Source organism: Paraburkholderia panacisoli, assembly GCF_008369935.1.
Lineage (GTDB): Bacteria > Pseudomonadota > Gammaproteobacteria > Burkholderiales > Burkholderiaceae > Paraburkholderia > Paraburkholderia panacisoli.
Window position 1 is genome coordinate 138,577 of record NZ_VTUZ01000022.1, and the last position, 18,246, is coordinate 156,822.

The window sequence follows — 18,246 nt, forward strand, 5'->3', positions numbered from 1 at the left end:
AGATCAAACCTGATGGGGAGTCCCGTTCAATGACAGTTCCGACACGCAGCAAAGGCATCGCCACCCGGCCGCTGATCATCACGCTGATCGTGATTGCGGTGATCGCCGTGTTGGGGTTTGCTTACGCATCACCGTATATCGCACTGAACAACCTCAAACGCGCGGCCGATGCGCGCGACGTGCAAACCGTCAATCAGTATGTGGATTTCCCCGCGTTGCGTGACAGCCTGAAGCTGCAGATCGCCGGCTTGCTGACACGTCGGCTGGACGCGGATAACAACAGCAAACTCGCCACCATCGGCGCAATGATCGGCGTGACGCTGATCGGTCCGCTGGTCGATGCTTATGCGACGCCGGACGGCGTCGCGGCCTTGCTAAACGGTATGCCCCCGAGCGGCAACCCAGGCGAGCACCCACCCGAAGCCCCTGCCGCGAACAATGCGCCGCCTGCAGCCGCGGAAACACCCGCGTCCCCGGCGGCCGCTGATAACAGTAACGCTGCTCCCGCGCAACGGCAAACCTCGGCGGGTTATCGCAGCCTCAACGAGTTCGCCGTGACTTACCGGCGTGGCGGCGAGGCCGCCGTGCATTACTCGGCGATTTTCAGACGCGAAGGTCTGTTCACGTGGAAGCTCGCCGCAATTAATCTGAACGAGTGATCAGCTGGCCCTACGGCCAGCCACTCGATCGACGCACTACCCGTTTGCGCGCAACAGTCAGCGAGCGGCAAGCCGCCTCAAGCCGCGGCTTGCTGCTCTTCCTGCGCGGAAGAACAGGCCACCAGAATGCTGCACGACACCCGGTCGAGCAAAGGCGTGTTGCCCGCGCCCATCCACCAGCGCGACAAGCCGGTGCGGCAGCGATGCCCGACCACCACGAGGTCGACATGCAATTCATTGGCGAGATTGGCGATCTCGTCGATCGGATGGCCGAACGCGAAATGCCCTTGCGCATTCACGCCGCGCTCGGTGAGCCAGTTCACCCCTTCCTGCAGGATATCGCGCGCGGTCTTTTCGAAACTGCCGCAGGCCACATCGGTCAGCAGGCCCGCGCTTTGCGCGATGCTGGAGCGCATGTCGACCACCGACAGCAGATGCGTTTCCGCCTTCAGATCCAACGCGAGATCGGCACCGCAACGCAGGGCTTTGCGGCCTTCGCGCGAGCCGTCGTAGCACAGCAGGATTTTCTGGTAGCTCGCCATCGTTTTTCTCCCTTCGCGCGGAAAGCGCGGTCTGAATCAATCATGGTGCGCCGCAATTCAACTGGCAAGGGATGGAAAACGCTAAGTGCACGACCGGCATGCCCTAACCCGGTGCACACTGGGTTGGTCGTCCATCGGGATGCTTTTGCGCGCCGATGCCGCAGTGCAAAAGAAGCTCGCGCAATGACTCGCCGCCACTCGACGTTAGCCGGCGATAGCCTAGAATAGGCGGCCTTCCCGGTCATCAACGCCGTTTTGCGGAGCCTCGATCGATATTTATGCCTGAAGCCGCCATTGAGTTCCACGAGGTCAAAAAGACCTACGGCGAAAAGACGGTCGTCGATGGACTGTCGTTTCATGTGAACGCCGGGGAATGTTTCGGCCTGCTCGGCCCGAACGGCGCGGGCAAAACCACCACGCTGCGCATGTTGCTCGGCATCGCGGCGCCGGACGCCGGTGCGATCCGGCTATGCGGCGAACCGATCCCCGGCCGCGCGCGCCTGGCACGCGCGCGGGTCGGCGTGGTGCCGCAGTTCGACAACCTCGATCCCGATTTCACGGTGCGCGAGAATCTGCTGGTGTTCGGCCGCTACTTCGGCATGAGCGCCGCGCAATGCCGCGCGGCGGTGCCGTCGCTGCTCGAATTCGCGCGCCTCGAAAGCAAGGCGGATTCCCGCGTGAGCGAGCTGTCGGGCGGCATGAAGCGGCGTCTCACGCTGGCGCGCGCGCTCATCAACGATCCGGACGTGCTCATCATGGACGAGCCGACCACCGGCCTCGATCCGCAGGCGCGGCATCTGATCTGGGAGCGGCTGCGTTCGTTGCTCACACGCGGCAAGACCATTCTGCTGACCACGCACTTCATGGAAGAAGCCGAACGGCTTTGTCACCGGCTGTGCGTGATCGAGGAAGGACGCAAGATCGCCGAAGGCGCGCCGAGCGCGCTGATCGCCTCCGAGATCGGCTGCGATGTAATCGAGATCTTCGGACCCGATCCGCTGGCGTTGCGCGATGAACTGGCGCCGCTGGTCGAACGCACGGAAATCAGCGGCGAGACGTTGTTCTGCTACGTGAACGACGCCCAGCCAGTGCACGCGCGGCTCAAGCTGCGCGCCGATCTGCGCTATCTGCATCGGCCAGCGAATCTGGAAGACGTGTTCCTGCGGCTCACCGGCCGCGAGATGCAGGACTGAAGGTGCGCATCGATAAGCGCACGCTCTCGACAGCTATAACAAGACCGCAACCAAACCACCACGCCACAGCAACGCCACCGCACGAGACACGCAATGGACGCACGCACTTACGAAGCCCCGGGCGACGCGCCGTCGAAACAGGCGCCCTTCGGCGCCTTCCCGGCCAACGCGGTGAACTGGATCGCGGTCTGGCGCCGCAACTATCTGGTGTGGAAGAAGCTCGCGCTCGCGTCGATGTTCGGCAATCTCGCCGATCCGATGATCTATCTGTTCGGCCTGGGTTTCGGCCTCGGGCTGATGGTCGGGCAGGTCGACGGCGTGTCCTACATCGCGTTTCTGGCGGCGGGCACGGTGGCGTCGAGCGTCATGATGTCGGCGAGTTTCGAGTCGATGTATTCGGGCTTTTCGCGCATGCATGTACAGCGCACGTGGGAAGCGATCATGCACACCCCGCTCACGCTCGGCGACATCGTGCTCGGCGAGGTGATGTGGGCGGGCAGCAAGTCGATGCTGTCGGGCGCGGCGATCATGCTGGTGGCCGGCGTGTTGGGCTACGCGAATTTTCCCTCGATGTTGCTGGCGTTGCCGGTCATCATCCTGACCGGGCTTGCGTTCGCGAGTATCGCGATGGTGGTGACGGCGCTCGCGCCCTCGTATGATTTTTTTATGTTTTACCAAACGCTGGTCTTGACGCCGATGCTGTTGCTCTCGGGCGTGTTCTTTCCCGCTTCACAACTGCCCGCTGCCGCGCGGGCCGTGACCGGCGTGCTGCCGCTCGCGCACGCGGTCGATCTGATGCGCCCGGCGATGCTGGCGCGGCCCATCGAGCACGCGGTGTTGCATCTTGCCGTGCTGATGGCTTATGCGGTGGGCGGGTTCATCGTGTCGGCAATGCTGTTTCGCCGCCGGATGATGAAATAAGCCGCGGGCTTTGAAGAGCCCCGGGCGGCTGACAGCGGGCGCCCGGCGAACCCGCTGCAACTTCTGTGACCGCCGCGGTTGCAGTGGTGTCAAGCCGGGCGCCCGGCACTCCACACCTCGCGCCCGTACTCAACCAACCCGCTTCAGTCCTCGTCGTCCGTCCACGGAATGTCGACGTCGGAGATAAACGCCACCGTCGCGAACGGCCCGCCATCCTGACGCCCGATCTTCCCATCGGCGCGCTGCCATTCAACACGGAACACCGTGCCCGGATCGTCGGCGATCAGGCGCACCGTGCGCACTTCGTCCGGATCGGCTTCCTCGACGGGACCGTCGAGCGAGATCTGCAATTCCTGCGGCCACAGTCCGTCGGCCGGATCGTAAATCTTGTCGCCATCGGGAATCAGCGTGAACGCTTCCACGCCGATGGTCGCCGACGCCTCGACGATCATCTTGGCCAGCGCGCGCAGTAACGCTGTCGCTCGCGCCGAGTTCGCCTGACGGATTGCCAGATCCCCGCGCGTCAGCGCCTGCTCGAGTTTTGGGTTGGTTTTTTGTTGGGCCATTCGATGTCCTTGGTCCTATCGCTCTGTTGTGCACGGCACGCGGCGTCGACTGCGCACCGCGCTCCATTTTTCGGGCTGAATCGTACCACTGGTGTGCGTTGCAGCATCGCCAGCCGCGCAGAGCTTTGGCATGCGCGGGCATGGGGCTCGCATCGCTATTCTTCCCGGTCTCCTCGTCCACCTCAGTTTAGGTCGTGAATCGGGTTCCGGCAGGGACATTTGCCCCTCGATTGGTTACGAACGGTATCAACGTCATGCACTGCGCCGGATACATACATGGGCATTTGCAATATCGAACGCTGCTTGCGCGACGCTAGCGCACTGGCGCGCTCCGCTTACGCGCCGCCTTCGATCCACCTGCATCGCCCAGCTTCGCGCCGCCGATCTCGACGATCAGATGATCGCGGAACGCCCGCACTGAAGGCGGCAGTTCACGCCCCGCCATGGTCTGCACCTGAATGCTGCGCTGGCGCATCTGCGGATGCGTGAGCGGCATCACGACGAAGCCGTCGCCGGCATAGCGGTCGCGCACGGACAGCAGGCCCGTGAACATGATCGCGCCGGACTTCTGCGCATAGCGATACATCGCGCCGCTGTTGTTGCACGTGAGTTCGGGTTCGAGCAGGATGCCTTCGAGCGCGCACGTTATGTCGATGAGCTGGCGGATCGTCGTGCCCGGCTCGGGCAGCACCAGCGGATAGTGCCGCACATCCGCGAGCGACACCTTCGCACGCGCGGCCAGCGGATGATCGGCGCGCAGCAGCGCCAGCACCGGCGCGCGTTCGGTGTGCTCGACCTTGACGCCCTTCTCCGGCGCGAGGCTGAAGGTCAACGCGAGATCGGCGTCGCCGTCACGCACGCGGCGCGTCGCTTCACCCGGCGACACCACGGACAGCGTGAAGTCGACCCCGGGATACTGCCCGCGAAAGCTCGCCATCGCGGCGGGCAGGAAGTCCGCGGCGAACCCCTCCGAGCTGACCACCTTGATCATGCTGCCGTGCAAGGTCTCGATACCGCCGATCTCCTTCATCACATGCTCGGCTTCGAGCAGGCTGCGCTGCGCGTAGGCCAGCAGCCGCTCGCCGGCTTCGGACAGCGCCATGCCGCGCGGGCGCCTCTCGAACAGCGCCGCGCCGAGTTCGCTTTCGAGCCGCGCAACCTGGCGGCTGATGGCCGACACGGCCACATGCAGCCGTTGCGACGCGTCGCTAAGCGAGCCAGTGCGCGCGACTTCGACGAAGTAGCGCAATGCAATGCCGTGCAGCGAAAGTGCCATGGGGACGCCTTATGCAGCGAGGCGCGAGCGCACGGTGAAATCCGTAAGCGCGCCTGCGCGCGTTGAGCTTTGCCTTTTCGGCAACGCAAGATTCGAAACACGATCATTGTGACAAAAAAAACGGCCTCCTAGAATCGGTTCGACACGATAGGCCAGATGCCGATGCCGACCGGGCATCCGGCCACGCGCCGCCGCCCCCGCATCCGCACCCCGCAATGGAGACACCCCATGAGCCGCACCCAGGCGATCGAGCACGCGACCCAGCATTTCGAATCAGGCGCCTTCCTTGAGGACCTCAATCGCCGTGTCGGCTTTCGCACTGAAAGTCAGGAAGCCGATCGCGCCGCCATGCTGCTGTCGTATCTGACCGACGAGATCGCGCCCGAAGCCGCGCGCCTCGGTTTCAGCACGCGCATCGTCGACAACCCGGTGGGCAGCTTCGGGCCGTTCCTGATCGCGAGCCGCCATGAGGGCGACCATCTTCCGACCGTGCTGATCTACGGCCACGGCGACGTCGTGCGCGGCTACGACAGCCAGTGGCGCGCGCCGCTGACGCCGTGGGCCGTGACGGTCGAAGGCGAGCGCTGGTTCGGTCGCGGCACCGCCGACAACAAGGGCCAGCACACCATCAACCTGGCCGCGCTGGCGAGCGTGCTCGCCGCGCGCGGCGGCCGGCTCGGCTTCAACGCGAAACTGCTGATCGAGATGGGGGAAGAGACCGGCTCGCCGGGACTCGACGCGATCTGCCGCGCGCACCGCGACGAACTGGCGGCCGACGTGCTGATCGCCTCCGACGGCCCGCGTGTCGCCGCGCGGCGGCCTACCGTGTTCCTCGGCTCGCGCGGCGCGGTGAACTTCAAGCTGTCGCTGAATCTGCGCGACGGCGCGCATCACTCCGGCAACTGGGGCGGCCTGCTGCGCAACCCGGCCACGGTGCTGGCGAACGCGCTGGCGAGCCTCGTCGATGCGCGCGGCGTGATTGCCGTCGACGGCTTGCGTCCGCCGCCGCTGCCTGACGCCGTGCGCCGCGCGCTCGCCGACCTCACGGTAGGCGGCGGCCCCGGCGACCCGGAGATCGACGACAACTGGGGGGAGCCCGGTCTCACGGCGCCCGAGCGGGTGTTCGGCTGGAACAGCTTCGAAGTGCTGGCCTTCAAGGCCGGCAATCCGGAGAACCCGGTCAACGCGATTCCGCCGTCGGCGTACGCGCATTGCCAGTTGCGTTTCGTGATCGGCACCGATTGGACGCATCTCGAAGGGCATCTGCGCACGCATCTGGATGCGCATGGCTTCTCGCTGGTGGAGATCGCCGTCGAGCGCGGCGCACCGGCCACACGTCTGAACCCGGACGATCCGTGGGTCAAATGGGCCGTCGCGTCGCTCGAACAGACTACCGGCAAGAAAACCGCGGTGCTGCCGAACCTGGGCGGCACGCTGCCGAACGAAGTGTTCTCCGACACGCTCGGCCTGCCGACCATCTGGGTGCCGCACTCGTACCCGGCCTGCGCGCAGCACGCGCCGAACGAGCACCTGCTCGGGCCGGTCGTGCGCGAGGGACTGCAAATGATGGCCGGGCTGTTCTGGGACCTCGGCGAGAACTCGCCGCGTGCAACGGCAGACGCGACGCATGCGCGAGGTACGGCGAACACGGCACCCACGGCGTGAGCCGCGAGCCGAACGACGCCTGAACCACGCCTGAACGAAACCCCAGCCGCGCCCGATCGATCGCGCGCGGTGCACACGGCATGCCGCTATCCGCATCCGTTACGAGACCCGTCCACGATGATCACCTCCACCCTGTCCGCCAGCTCAGCGCGGCCGTCCGCCACGAAGGTCCACCGCATCATTCTCGCGGCGTCGATCGGCAACGCGCTCGAATGGTTCGACCTCGTCGTCTACGGCTTCTTCGCGGTGACGATCGCGAAGCTGTTCTTTCCCGCACGCACCGAAGCGATTTCGCTGATGCTCACGCTCGGCACCTTCGGCATCTCGTACCTGATCCGTCCGCTCGGCGGACTCGTGCTGGGTTCCCTCGCGGACCGCGCCGGGCGCAAGGCGTCGCTGCTGCTGTCGATCGGGCTGATGATGATCGGCACCCTGACGATCGCGGTGATGCCGCCGTATGCGGCGATCGGCCTGTGGGCGCCCGCGGGCATCATGCTGTCGCGGCTCGTGCAGGGGTTTTCGGCAGGCGGGGAGTTCGGCGCGTCGACCGCGTTTCTGGTCGAGCATGCGCCCGAGCGGCGCGGCTTCATGGGCAGTTGGCAGTTCGCGAGCCAGGGCCTCGCGACGCTCCTCGCCTCCGGCTTCGGCGCGTTGCTGACGAGCCAGCTCACGGCCGCGCAACTCGAATCATGGGGCTGGCGGGTGCCGTTTCTGTTCGGCCTCGCGATCGGCCCGGTCGGTTTCTATATTCGCCGCTACGTCGACGAAGGCGCCGAATTCGACACACAACCGAAAGCCCGCACGCCGCTGCGCGATCTGTTCGGCACGCAGAAGGTCCGCATGCTGCTCGCGGTCGGCTCGCTGATCATTTCGACGGCGGCCAACTACATGATCCTGTACATGCCGACCTACGCGATCAAACAACTGCATCTGCCCGCGTCGACCGGTTTTGCGGCCACGCTCGCGACCGGTGTCGTGCTGACGGTGCTCACGCCGTTCGCGGGCCACCTGTCCGACAGTTTCGGACGCATCCGCATCATGGCCGCGGCCGCCGCGCTGATGTTGCTGACGGTGTATCCGGCGTTCATGTACATGAACGCGCATCCGTCGTTCGCGACGATGCTGCTCGCGCTGATCTGGATCGGCGTGTTGAAGGCGACGTATTTCGGCGCGCTGCCCGCGCTGATGTCCGAGATATTCCCGACGCAAACGCGCGCGACCGGTCTTGCGGTCAGCTACAACATCGGCGTGACGGTGTTCGGCGGCTTCGCGCCGTTCGTGATTACGTGGCTGATCGACGCAAGCGGCAACCGGCTCGCACCGGGCTTTTATCTGATGTTCTGCGCGGGGGCGAGCCTGCTTGCGCTCTACGCGGTACGAGCGAAGTTGAAGATCCGCTGAGGATGCGTGCGGTTGCGCAACCCTGGTGAAACACTAAGGAAGTGCAGCAGAGCGGATTGTGGGCGCCCCGGCAGCCGAGCCGGGGAAACTCTGGAGCGCGGCTCGAGCCTGACCCGGCATTGCGCCGAACCGGGCTCTCGAAAGCCGCCGCGCAGGCGCCGCGTCAAGGCGCCGGGTTCGGCTGCAATTCATGCAGCGCGTCGATCTCCGCGAGTACTTCCGGTGACAGCTTCACTTCGGCACTGGCGATGTTTTCCTTCAACTGATCGAGCGAGGTCGCGCCGATCAGATTGCTGGTCAAGAACGGCCGGCTATTGACGAACGCGAGCGCAAATTGCGCGGGCGACAAGCCATGGCGTTTCGCCAGTTCCACATAACGCGTGGTCGCCTTCACCGCTTGCGGCTTGCTGTAGCGCTGGAAGCGTTCGAACAGCGTGATGCGGGCGCCGGCCGGACGCGCGCCGCCTTCGTACTTGCCCGACAGCCAGCCGAACGCGAGCGGCGAATAAGCAAGCAAGCCGATGTTGTCGCGATGCGCGTACTCGGACAGGCCCACTTCATAGGTGCGGTTCAGCAGGCTGTACGGATTCTGGATGCTCACGATGCGCGGCAAGCCGAGCTTCTCGGCGGCGCGCAGGAATTGCGCGACACCCCAGGGCGTTTCGTTCGACACGCCGATATGGCGGACCTTGCCCGCCTTCACGAATTCGGCCAGCACCGACAGGGTTTCTTCGATCGGCACCGTGTACGCGTCGTCGACCCACGGATACGCGGGGCGGCCGAACGTCATCGTGCTGCGATCCGGCCAGTGCAGCTGATACAGATCGACGTAATCCGTTTGCAGGCGCTTGAGGCTGTCGTTGAGCGCCTCGGTCAGATTCTGGCGATCGAACTGGTTGCCCGCGCCGCGAATATGGCGCGGGTTGTGAGGCTGACGCGCCGGTCCGGCGATCTTGGTGGCGAGCACGATTTTCTCTCGCGCGCTGCGATGCTGCGCGAGCCACGTGCCGATGTAGCGCTCGGTCGAACCCTGCGTTTCGGCGCGCGGCGGCACCGGGTACATTTCTGCGGTATCGATCAGATTGACGCCATGATCGAGCGCGTAGTCGATCTGCGCGTGCGCTTGCTGTTCGGTGTTCTGCTCGCCCCACGTCATGGTGCCCAGACCAATCAGGCTAACCTGCACGTCGGAGTCGCCGAGTCTGCGGTATTCCATCTAGTTTGTCCTGTCGAATGTGATCGGAAAGCGCAGAAGTTACCACGCCGGCGCGATGCCTGCAGCAAGGCTAGAATGCCAGTGCGGCGGGCGGCCCGCTGTCCCCCGCTCAATGAGCCTGGCACCCACTTCTGCGATGAATCCCGAACACCTCGAACTGCTGGTCACGCGCGTCATGCCCTACGGGAAATATAAAGGCCGCGTGATTGCGGACCTGCCGGGCCACTACCTAAACTGGTTCGCCAGCCAAGGCTTTCCGCCGGGCGAGATCGGCCGCCTGCTCGCGTTGATGCACGAGATCGATCACAACGGCTTGAAGCCGCTGCTCGCGCCTTTGCGCAAGCGCTGACGCGTTTGCGATGAAAGCCGGCTGAAGCATGGGCAAGCAAGACGAAAGTTGCAACGCAGGCATCGTGCAAGCCATGTAAGCCCGTACAAATTTATACAGGATTTTTCTTGCACCGCGCGGTCCCGTGGACTTTAATCGGCGTAGGTCGTCGCGCAATCACGAATGATCGAAAACCGCACGCACCTTTACACATGACCTTGCCTGCCCTGCCTGTCCATGTCTGAATTCAGCCTGTCCGCGTTGCTGGACTTTCTCGGTCACGATCTCTCACCCGTGCGCGCGGTGATCGTCTTTTTTCTGATCGGCTATGTGATCGTCGGGCTGCCCCTGCATTTTCGCCAGGGCGCCGCGGCGCGCGACATCTGGGGCACGGCAGCTGGCGTAACGATGGCCGCGATCTATGCGGCGTTCCTCATCGGCGTGTACCCCGCGCTGCATCATTCGGCTGCCGCGCTGCATTAGCGCGGGACAAACGCGCCGTTTCCGCCGCGACGCCAGACCACACACGCGCCCGTCACGATTCGCCTTCCACGCCCGGCTCCGCACGCTGCGTCACCGCACCAGTCACGTGCTCGTTCGAGCCCCGGCCGACGCCAACTGCGGCCCCAGCGCATCGAGCAGCGGCGCGAGCAATGTCTGCCGTGGCTGCCAGCGCTGCAGCGAGGTCCTGTACAGCGGACGGCGCACCTGCGCCGAGCTGGCCGTGATCACCTGACGCGCCGTCTGATGAAACGCGAGACAGCGTTCATCCCAGTCGAGTCCGCAGTGCGCGAGCATCCGGCGCACGTTGCCTTGCAGATCGCCGACCAGTTCCTCGTAGTCGACCTCGGTCATCACGCCCTCGGGCAGCACGCTTCGCTAGTGCGCCATCAGCGCATCGTAGGCGCGATAGTAGCGACCGAGTTCACCGAGGTCGTAGCCGAACGGCACGTCGTGAAAAATCCGCGAAAAGATCGACAGGCAGGTTTGCAACGGCGACCGGCGGCTATGGATGATGCGCGCGTTCGGCAGCGCCAGATGAATCAGCCCGACGTTGATGAAGTTGAACGGATATTTGTCGGTGAAATGGGTATGACGCGGTGCTTCGTGCGGTGCTTCGAGTCGCGCATTGCGTTGCACGTCGTGGCGCGCTTCGGGCTGTGCCAACTCTCTCGCATCGCCCTCGATTTCCGGCAGCGCGCGGCGCATTCGTTGCAGGTAGTCGGCCCCGAGCGTGCGCCATTGCGCCGCGCCGGCCTCGTGCAACGCTTCGAGACTGATCCTCAACGGATCGCCGGGATCGCGCCGGATGCACTTCAGCAGCGCCTCGCCGAATTCCGTGCGCTCGCCCGCGCCGAACACCTGAGGGTGGCTCGCGAGAACCTGTTCGATCAACGTCGACCGGAGCGCGGCATGCCGACGATAAAAATCGGTGCCGCCGACTCATCGCCCAAGCCATGCGCCGACGCGAGCGCATCTGAAGTCAGCAGCGGCGGCAAATGCGCGAACAGGCCGAGCGATTCGGCTTCGTTATACCGCAGGCCGGCTCGCTGCAACGCGTTGCCCTTCAGAAGATGATCGAACGAAGCATCATGGCGGCCCATTCCGGACAGCGCTTCACCATACGCGAAGTGAAGTTGTGCCTGATCGGCCTCGTCCAGCGACACGGCGTCACCGACGAGCCGCTCCAGCGACGCGAACACCGGGTCATCGGCTGCAAGGCGCGTGGTCTGCACGAAGTTGCGGTAATACAGCGGCACGCGCGGCGCACCGTCGATCGCGAGGCGATACGCTGCATGCGCTTCGTCGAAACGGCCGAGTGCTTGCAGGCAGTTGCCCATGTTGTTGTGCGAACCGTCGGCGCCCGGCTTGCGGCGCACCGCTTCGCGATAGGCTGCCACCGCCGGTTCGAGTTGCTGCATCTGCTCGAGCGTCCAGCCGAGTCCGTAATGCGAATCGGCATTGCACGGATCGCGCTCGATCGCCTCACGATAACGGCCGGCGGCTTCGGGAAAACGCTTCAACGCGGCAAGCGTCGCGGCGAGGCGTTCGTAATTGACGGCGTCATCGGGAGCGAGCGCGCGAGCGGCTTCGAAACATTGCAGCGCGGCTGGGATGTCGCCGCGCACGATGCTCGCATCGCCCTGTGCGCGCCATGCCGATGCGCTAGCCGGCTGGGGAGCGTGCTTCATTGACGGCTGGATGCGGGCAGACCTCGCGTCGCGCGACCCTGGCAGCGGGACTGGCGTTCTTTTTCGTCGTGCGGCAGCGCAAGCATGAGTGCGGCTTCAAAGGCAATTGTCCGAACGAAAAATAGCAAGCGCCCCCTACAGTTCGTTGTCTAATAGTTAACCAACTGTTACGGCAACGCACACCGGTAAGACGGGGGGAAGTGTCGCGCAGTGGCTGGTGGCGATGGGTTTCGGTCGCCCCGCCGAAATCGACGACGCGTACAGGCACGCGACATGCGGTAATGCGCAGACACAAATGCTGTTGAACTCGTTCGCACGCGATTTTTCTGATGCTTATATGAAGGAGAAAATCGTGAGCAGGCTCGTTGCATCAATCGCTTTGATAACCCTCGCGGCAAGTCTCACCGGATGCGCGGTCGCGCCGGGCTACGACTATGCGTACGCGCAGCCCTACTACCCTGGTTATGGCTACGCGTACGGGCCGCCCTATGTGCCGGCTTACGGGACGGTCGGCATCTGGGGCGGCTGGGGCGGTGGTCCCTGCTGCTATTACTACCACGGAGGTCACGGCGGCCATTGGCATGGGCATGGCGGCGGTGGCTGGCACGGCGGCGGTTTTGGCGGATCGCACGGCGGCACGTGGAGCAGCGGCGGCGGCGGACATGGTGGACATGGGCATTGATGCGGTCGACGCTTGATGGCTCGAGCGCAGTTGGTGCGAAGTAGCATGGGTAGGCCTCGCCGACCTGACCTCTTCAGCCCGATCAAGCGCTTTCCCACCTTGCGGTAAGATCGATGTTTTGATTCAAGCCGTCTGGCCGTCCCATGTCTTCACCTCAAACTCCCAGCCCGCGCCGCGTCTCCGTGGCGCCGATGGATGGGAGCAACTAAAAAGGTGCAGGAAGCGGCAGGACGTGCGAGAGCGTATGTAGCACTTTGACCGTGTAGCACCAACGTAGCACGGGGCGCAGCGCAAACAGTGACGGGGTGACATGAAGGTTTCCGAACTCGGCGGCACGCAGCTGCAGAGAGGAATGACCCTTCTTGGCCCGGTTTGCGTCTGACTTGGCCCCTCTTAACGTTAGATCCGAAAAAACTAAACAATATTCGCCGGTGGTTGCCCGGTGACTCCATCCGTCTGCAACAGATGGAGTACATGCATCGCCGCGTCTGCTAATTCCAGGGGGACAAAAATATGATCGTGGTAAGCGCCCGCCACCACGTTGCAGCTGATGTCGGAATTACCCAATGCAGTAGCGAATGCTGCGGTCAGGCCCACTGCCTCCAATGCTGAATTCACGGTCAAGGTAATCCACGCGCACTTGAACAAGGTATTCAAACCGCTGATCCGCGCATCCGCCTCACTCGTCACCACAGACAAGCCCTCGGGCTCGCGGATTGACGCAACGATGACGGCAGGGTCAATTGCGTTACCGTCCTCGACCGAGGCAAACACAAACACGCCCGGGTTAAGCACTGGCTCCAAGGTTTTTAACAAGACGGCGAGATCCGAGACTGGGCTCATGTTACCTCCTGTGCAGCGTCGTTCTGCGTCATTTAAAACGCCCCCGGTTCGTGGGCCATCAGCGGATTGTCGACCAATTTGTGCGTAGCGTCGAACGACGGAAATTGGCGATCAGCTGCGGGAGCTTGACGTGAAACTGCCCAACCTGTCCCCCGATCGTCTCGCGCTATGATCCCCTCCGCAACGACGACAAAGAGAGAGGACCGTGCCAGCCCCATTCACTCAGTTCCGCAAGGTCAAGTCCACATGAATGAAAGCGAGCAACAAGTCGCCGTCGTCACCGGCGCCACCGGCGGCATCGGTCGCTGGATCGCGCTGGGGCTCGCCCGTGCCGGGCATCACGTGGTCATGATCGCCCGCGACGCCGCGCGAGGGGACGCCGCCGCCGCGTGGATTGGGCAGCGCGTGCCGGGTTCCAGTATCGAAGTGGAGCTGGCCGATCTGAGTTCGCTGGCTGCGACGCAGCGCGCAGGCCAGGAGATAGCGGCAAGACATCCACGCGTAGCGCTGCTCGTCAACAATGCGGGCATCTTCACCGCGCGTCGGCAGGTCACGGCCGAAGGCCACGAGCGCGTGCTGGCAGTGAATCATCTTGCACCCTATGTCCTTACCCATGAACTCGAAGCCGCGTTGCGCGCAGGAGCGCCGTCACGTGTGATCAACGTGGGCTCCTCGACCTCGGACCGCGCAAGCATCGACCCCGATGACCTCGAGCTCGTGCGGGGCTGGGGCATGGTGCGCGCCTATAGCCAGTCGAAGCTCGCGATCATGATGTCCACTTTCGCGCTGGCGCAACGCCTGCGAGGCTCTGGGGTGGTCGCTCATGTCGTACATCCCGGCGCGGTCGCCACGGACCTGATCCGGGAGAGCGGGCTGATTGGCATCGCATGGCGGCTCATGGCGCCGTTCATGCGCACCGAAGAGCAGGGCGCCGACGCGCCCCTGGACGCCGCTCTCGCGCCCAAGTGGGCCAACATCACGGGTGCCTATGTGAAGGATCGCGCGGCGGTGCGCCCGAACCGGCGTGCGCTCGATCCGGTTCTCGTCGGTAAGGTGGACGCAGCGACGCGCAAGCTTGCCCTACAGGGTCTCGAAGGCGGCCTGGAGTAATGACAACCGTCGTTGTTAGATCGAGCTGTCTTCCGCCGTCCGCACGGAGACGCCCTTCGGCTTGCGCCGCGCCTTGCCGGTCAGCTTGGCAAGCATGCACAAGACGCTAACGTGTGCGCTCGTCGCGCGTGCCTGCGCGTCGAACGCGCCCCTGACCGGGGAGGCCTGGTCGGAGGCAGCGAACAATGTCGGGCGGTGCAGCGCCTGCGACTCCGCGTGGCCGGCCAACTGGCCCGAATAACCCAGCCTGCGGATTGCGCGGCTGACCAGGCCCGGCATGAGCCGTGAACAGATGGAAAACAGCACCGTGGTGAACGTCACCGACATCTCGCGGCGACGGGTGATCGCAGCAAGATGGATCGCCTCCGCAATAATCTCGGGTTGATAGACGGGGGACATCGGCCGTCCCATGCGTCCCATGTGAGACACGGCGTGATCGAAGAATGGCGTGTTGACGGCAGGCGGGAAGACGGTGGTGAGGAATACCTTGCTTCCTTCCTGCGACAGTTCGGCCTGGATGGACTGGTCGAAGCCGCGAATCGCGTGCTTGGCACCCGAGTACGAAGACAGCAGCGGCATGCCATGAAAGGCGACTGCCGAGCAGACGTTGACGATCCTGCCGTGATCGCGCGGCAACATGCGTTTCAACGCGACCCTCGTCCCGTTCGCCGTACCGAGATAGGTGACATCGGTTACGCGCCGGAATTCCTCGGCAGGGGTATCGAGAAACCGTCCATAGGTGCCGTTGCCGGCGCAATTCACCCAGACGTCGATTGCACCCAGGGCTTCTTCGATAGCGGTCGCAGCCGCTTCCAGTGCGACCGGATCCGTGACGTCTGCCTGCGCCATCGCGACAAGGGCGCCGTGACCCTCCACATCCTTGCATGCGGCCTGCAGCCCCACTTCCCCGCGGGCGATCAAACCGACGCGCCATCCGTGCCGAGCGAAGAGGCCCGCAGTGCAGCGCCCGATCCCGGATGAGCCGCCTGTAATTGCCACAACGGTTCCTCTGCGGTCCCTCGCTGAAGTGGCGGCGCGGGCGGGATCGATCGAGGCTTCGGGTTCTTGTGACATTCGACTGTTCTCGCCGGTTGAGGTTGACTGCGTTCGAGTGAGAATCGATAAAGGGTGGCCGGGTCGTTCGCTTGCCGCGAGCGCGCGTTGCCTTCGATTTCTCGTGTCGCGACAAGGTGTGCACCAGCCAAGAAACATCGAAGCAGCAGCATAACCCGTCAAACCCGCGCTCACATGTCACAGACCACATGTCAGCCTGCGAAGCCCCTTTGCCGCGGCTGCGAAGGTCAAATAGGTGGGAGTTGCTGATTCGACCATCGCGAAGAAGCAACCGTTCAAACAAAGGTAATGCTGGGTCACGACATAGGGTGTAATGACCTCTTCTCCATGTCTCCAAGACGTGGATTTAGCGCGCCATTTGCGCGGGTTTTTTTCGCTGGGTTCTCCGCTGAACCAATCGCAGAGGTATAGCCGAACTCGGTGAAGAGTCGGAACATTGGGATTGACCCGCGCTTTCGCATGGACACTCGAACGTCAACTCCGGACCAGAAAACGGACCTTCGCGCTCCGTCTTCACCCGTCGGGTCGTCGGGGAACACGGACTGCGGCGTCGCCGACTCAAGTCGATAACTAGTCTGGATCTCCATCAGCTTTTCGTTCGCAACAGTGAACGATGACAAACGGATACAAACGATCGAGCGGGATGATTCAATGCTCTGGTTGGATCAGGGCGTCGTCAGGGCGGCAATCTGCCTGCGGTCGCACTGACGGCGAGAACTGTCTTGCCATCACTGGCAAGGTCGCATTGGTAAATGATCGGCGTATAGGCGCCGACGTCGTTCTGGAACTCGGCCATGTCGCCAATGTATGTGATGGGCCGCCCGGCTCATCGGTCCAGCGAAAGCGACTGAACTGTTGTCACCGCCACCGTGGCATCCCGCCAGCAGCATGGTCAGCAGGATCAGGTAACCGCGAAGGCGACTTTTTATTCGCATGGCCGGAACTCCTACCTGTTTCATCACAGGATAGGTCACGGCATCGGTTCGCGAGAAGCTTGCGTGTGAACCCTGGCCATGCTGGCGGCTTCACCGACGTAGCGCGCCGCACAAAGCGACCAGGACGCCAGAAACGTAGCGCAAGAGCGCGTAGCTTTGCTCTTGCTCGAAAGCTGATCGCGAACGGACGGCGTTTCGGCACGCCGCACCTCGTGACGGCCCAACGCTTGATACCTGCCATTGAACTTCTGACGACTCGACCGGCGGCAGTGGGTTGACTTCTGCCAGCGTGGGTGGGAGCGGCAGGGTGTGTTACCGCTTTATACTCCCGTCACACGCGGCCCGGCGGCTCTGGCCGCGACATACCCGAACCAGGGGAGAGATCACCGTGGCCCTCCGTACGACGCGCGAAGCGCTGTCTCGCATTTTCTACCAGCGCTGTTTCTGGCTGTTTGTCGTGCTGATCACGCTCATCGGCGCGGTGTCGTTTGTCCCCCCGAGCGACAGCGGCCGCCTCATCCTGAACGTCGTAAATATGTTCCTCGTAATTGCGACCGTGGCAGCAGTCGGCCGTACGACCCTGCCGTTCGTGATCGTGCTGTTACTTGCCATTCCGGCCATGTGGTTCCAGTACCTCGGCCTGTGGCACGACGACGAGACGAGCCTTGCTATATCCTGGATGTTCAGCGCCTCACTCTACTTCATCACTGTTACGTATCTTCTCCGCTACGTTTTCCAGCCCAGGATCATGACGGCGGACAAGCTGTTTGGCGCCGCGGCGGCGTATCTGTTGATCGGTGACCTGTGGGCGTACATCTATGCAATCATCGGATTCTTCTATCCGCAGTCGTACATGATCGTCGGGCAGCCGGGCCGGCTCGTTTATGCCGACGCGCTTTACTTCAGCCTAACCGTCCTCACGAGCACAGGCTTCGGCAACATCACGCCGCTCACGCGCCCGGCACGCGGCATGTGCATGATGGAACAGATCACCGGCAGCTTGTTCGTCGCGATCCTGATCGCCCGCCTCGCCGGCGTTTACCCTCCGCGAGAGAGCTATACCGACGACAAATCCTAGGAAGTCAGGAAGCTTTGTCGTGTCTGTGTGACCGCTGGCGATATGCGTGGACTCGACGGCCAACGAGGCTGATTGAGGGGCGGTCGTACCTCGCAAGCGGCCGTCGCAAGCGCTTGGTGACGACCGACCGTTTCACGCCCTGAGGTCGTCAGTCAAGGTTTTTCAGTGGGAAGAGTTGGTTTCCAAGACTCCGGTTCGTAAGGATCGGGCAGGCCTTCCCATGTCGAAGAAGACGCCCATGCGCCCCGCCTGGCGAGTTGCCCACCGCCGGCCAGCGTCATGGTCATAACAGGAGACCCGCCGGCCAGCGGTGGACAACTCGCGAGCGTCAAACGGAGGAACGCCACAGACCAGGAATCCAACTGCGTAACCGCGCCGATTGGAATCGGGTTACCCTGGAAGCCCGAGGTTCCTGAGGAGTGGCGAACCGCGCTTCCTCAGAGCGTTGAGATAGATGCTCTCGTCGTATCGCGTTCCGGTCTGCCAGCAGCGGTAGAGGATCCGTATCCACTTGAACGCCAATGCCCTGACGGCGGCCTGATACGAACTGCCCTTTGCTCGCTGT

Annotated in this window: 17 protein-coding genes and 2 pseudogenes; 10 read left to right on the forward strand and 9 right to left on the reverse strand. The window is 63.6% G+C overall.

From position 1 onward, the window contains the following. The first annotated feature begins 29 nt into the window (after nt 1-29). Nucleotides 30-659, forward strand: coding sequence for a DUF2939 domain-containing protein (locus FVF58_RS28935; RefSeq protein WP_149673203.1), 630 nt, complete (start codon nt 30-32; stop codon nt 657-659). Between the two features lie 77 nt (nt 660-736). On the opposite strand, the gene FVF58_RS28940 is transcribed toward FVF58_RS28935, so the two are convergent. Then, a complete protein-coding gene (locus tag FVF58_RS28940) occupies nt 737-1,201 on the reverse strand; it encodes a universal stress protein (protein WP_149673204.1) in 465 nt (154 codons plus the stop codon). Nucleotides 1,202-1,479: 278 nt separating this feature from the next. Here FVF58_RS28940 and nodI point away from each other — a divergent pair, with 278 nt between their 5' ends. Together nodI and FVF58_RS28950 are read left to right on the forward strand one after the other, a co-directional pair. Then, nucleotides 1,480-2,394 carry a nodulation factor ABC transporter ATP-binding protein NodI gene (nodI, locus tag FVF58_RS28945; RefSeq protein ID WP_149673205.1) on the forward strand — a complete coding sequence of 305 codons (915 nt, stop codon included), beginning with the start codon at nt 1,480-1,482 and terminating at the stop codon, nt 2,392-2,394. A gap of 93 nt (nt 2,395-2,487) precedes the next feature. Then, a complete protein-coding gene (locus FVF58_RS28950) occupies nt 2,488-3,315 on the forward strand; it encodes an ABC transporter permease (RefSeq protein WP_149673206.1) in 828 nt (275 codons plus the stop codon). 143 nt (nt 3,316-3,458) lie between these two features. On the opposite strand, the gene FVF58_RS28955 is transcribed toward FVF58_RS28950, so the two are convergent. After that, on the reverse strand, nt 3,459-3,881 hold the full coding sequence (locus FVF58_RS28955) for a hypothetical protein (protein ID WP_149673207.1): 423 nt from the start codon (nt 3,879-3,881) through the stop codon (nt 3,459-3,461). Between the two features lie 313 nt (nt 3,882-4,194). Next, nucleotides 4,195-5,157, reverse strand: coding sequence for a LysR family transcriptional regulator (locus FVF58_RS28960; protein ID WP_149673208.1), 963 nt, complete (start codon nt 5,155-5,157; stop codon nt 4,195-4,197). A gap of 228 nt (nt 5,158-5,385) precedes the next feature. Between FVF58_RS28960 and FVF58_RS28965 the strand changes: the two genes are divergently transcribed. Both FVF58_RS28965 and FVF58_RS28970 read left to right on the forward strand, forming a co-directional pair. Beyond that, nucleotides 5,386-6,822: a M20 family metallopeptidase gene (locus tag FVF58_RS28965; protein WP_149673209.1), complete on the forward strand. Its 1,437-nt coding sequence runs from the start codon at nt 5,386-5,388 to the stop codon at nt 6,820-6,822. 117 nt (nt 6,823-6,939) lie between these two features. Next, nucleotides 6,940-8,223, forward strand: coding sequence for an MFS transporter (locus FVF58_RS28970; RefSeq protein ID WP_149673210.1), 1,284 nt, complete (start codon nt 6,940-6,942; stop codon nt 8,221-8,223). A gap of 163 nt (nt 8,224-8,386) precedes the next feature. On the opposite strand, the gene FVF58_RS28975 is transcribed toward FVF58_RS28970, so the two are convergent. Beyond that, nucleotides 8,387-9,439, reverse strand: coding sequence for an NADP(H)-dependent aldo-keto reductase (locus tag FVF58_RS28975; protein WP_149673211.1), 1,053 nt, complete (start codon nt 9,437-9,439; stop codon nt 8,387-8,389). 136 nt (nt 9,440-9,575) lie between these two features. Here FVF58_RS28975 and FVF58_RS28980 point away from each other — a divergent pair, with 136 nt between their 5' ends. Further along, the gene (locus tag FVF58_RS28980) at nt 9,576-9,788 is read left to right on the forward strand and encodes a DUF3820 family protein (protein ID WP_149673212.1); all 213 of its coding nucleotides are present in this window, start codon (nt 9,576-9,578) and stop codon (nt 9,786-9,788) included. Nucleotides 9,789-10,004: 216 nt separating this feature from the next. After that, nucleotides 10,005-10,250 carry a hypothetical protein gene (locus FVF58_RS28985; RefSeq protein ID WP_149673213.1) on the forward strand — a complete coding sequence of 82 codons (246 nt, stop codon included), beginning with the start codon at nt 10,005-10,007 and terminating at the stop codon, nt 10,248-10,250. A gap of 102 nt (nt 10,251-10,352) precedes the next feature. On the opposite strand, the pseudogene FVF58_RS54470 reads toward FVF58_RS28985, so the two are convergent. Continuing rightward, nucleotides 10,353-11,129 (reverse strand): annotated as a pseudogene (locus tag FVF58_RS54470) (sulfotransferase family protein). Nucleotides 11,130-11,158: 29 nt separating this feature from the next. After that, on the reverse strand, nt 11,159-11,959 hold the full coding sequence (locus FVF58_RS53105; RefSeq protein WP_246217222.1) for a tetratricopeptide repeat protein: 801 nt from the start codon (nt 11,957-11,959) through the stop codon (nt 11,159-11,161). Nucleotides 11,960-12,311: 352 nt separating this feature from the next. On the opposite strand from FVF58_RS53105, the gene FVF58_RS28995 reads away from it, so the two are divergent. Continuing rightward, entirely contained in the window at nt 12,312-12,641 is a 330-nt protein-coding gene (locus tag FVF58_RS28995) for a hypothetical protein (protein ID WP_149673214.1), read from the forward strand. A gap of 414 nt (nt 12,642-13,055) precedes the next feature. Here the strand turns inward: FVF58_RS28995 and FVF58_RS29000 are convergent, their stop codons facing one another. Continuing rightward, nucleotides 13,056-13,484, reverse strand: a complete 429-nt coding sequence (locus FVF58_RS29000; RefSeq protein ID WP_149673215.1) for an ACT domain-containing protein — start codon at nt 13,482-13,484, stop codon at nt 13,056-13,058. Between the two features lie 246 nt (nt 13,485-13,730). Between FVF58_RS29000 and FVF58_RS29005 the strand changes: the two genes are divergently transcribed. Then, entirely contained in the window at nt 13,731-14,594 is an 864-nt protein-coding gene (locus tag FVF58_RS29005; protein WP_188130956.1) for an SDR family NAD(P)-dependent oxidoreductase, read from the forward strand. A gap of 15 nt (nt 14,595-14,609) precedes the next feature. On the opposite strand, the gene FVF58_RS29010 is transcribed toward FVF58_RS29005, so the two are convergent. Next, complete coding sequence (locus FVF58_RS29010) at nt 14,610-15,668, reverse strand: SDR family oxidoreductase (protein ID WP_188130957.1); 1,059 nt, start codon at nt 15,666-15,668, stop codon at nt 14,610-14,612. A gap of 1,392 nt (nt 15,669-17,060) precedes the next feature. Between FVF58_RS29010 and FVF58_RS29015 the strand changes: the two genes are divergently transcribed. Beyond that, entirely contained in the window at nt 17,061-17,681 is a 621-nt protein-coding gene (locus tag FVF58_RS29015) for a potassium channel family protein (protein ID WP_246217223.1), read from the forward strand. 390 nt (nt 17,682-18,071) lie between these two features. Here FVF58_RS29015 and FVF58_RS29020 read toward each other — a convergent pair. Further along, nucleotides 18,072-18,246, reverse strand: a pseudogene (locus FVF58_RS29020) (IS110 family transposase); the annotation flags it as partial.

Bases quoted from the DNA above. Each gene is read 5' to 3' on its own strand.
- FVF58_RS28935 (WP_149673203.1), top strand. From the start codon at position 30: ATGACAGTTCCGACACGCAGCAAAGGCATCGCCACCCGGCCGCTGATC.
- FVF58_RS28940 (WP_149673204.1), bottom strand. From the start codon at position 1,201: ATGGCGAGCTACCAGAAAATCCTGCTGTGCTACGACGGCTCGCGCGAA.
- nodI (WP_149673205.1), top strand. From the start codon at position 1,480: ATGCCTGAAGCCGCCATTGAGTTCCACGAGGTCAAAAAGACCTACGGC.
- FVF58_RS28950 (WP_149673206.1), top strand. From the start codon at position 2,488: ATGGACGCACGCACTTACGAAGCCCCGGGCGACGCGCCGTCGAAACAG.
- FVF58_RS28955 (WP_149673207.1), bottom strand. From the start codon at position 3,881: ATGGCCCAACAAAAAACCAACCCAAAACTCGAGCAGGCGCTGACGCGC.
- FVF58_RS28960 (WP_149673208.1), bottom strand. From the start codon at position 5,157: ATGGCACTTTCGCTGCACGGCATTGCATTGCGCTACTTCGTCGAAGTC.
- FVF58_RS28965 (WP_149673209.1), top strand. From the start codon at position 5,386: ATGAGCCGCACCCAGGCGATCGAGCACGCGACCCAGCATTTCGAATCA.
- FVF58_RS28970 (WP_149673210.1), top strand. From the start codon at position 6,940: ATGATCACCTCCACCCTGTCCGCCAGCTCAGCGCGGCCGTCCGCCACG.
- FVF58_RS28975 (WP_149673211.1), bottom strand. From the start codon at position 9,439: ATGGAATACCGCAGACTCGGCGACTCCGACGTGCAGGTTAGCCTGATT.
- FVF58_RS28980 (WP_149673212.1), top strand. From the start codon at position 9,576: ATGAATCCCGAACACCTCGAACTGCTGGTCACGCGCGTCATGCCCTAC.
- FVF58_RS28985 (WP_149673213.1), top strand. From the start codon at position 10,005: ATGTCTGAATTCAGCCTGTCCGCGTTGCTGGACTTTCTCGGTCACGAT.
- FVF58_RS53105 (WP_246217222.1), bottom strand. From the start codon at position 11,959: ATGAAGCACGCTCCCCAGCCGGCTAGCGCATCGGCATGGCGCGCACAG.
- FVF58_RS29000 (WP_149673215.1), bottom strand. From the start codon at position 13,484: ATGAGCCCAGTCTCGGATCTCGCCGTCTTGTTAAAAACCTTGGAGCCA.
- FVF58_RS29005 (WP_188130956.1), top strand. From the start codon at position 13,731: ATGAATGAAAGCGAGCAACAAGTCGCCGTCGTCACCGGCGCCACCGGC.
- FVF58_RS29010 (WP_188130957.1), bottom strand. From the start codon at position 15,668: ATGTCACAAGAACCCGAAGCCTCGATCGATCCCGCCCGCGCCGCCACT.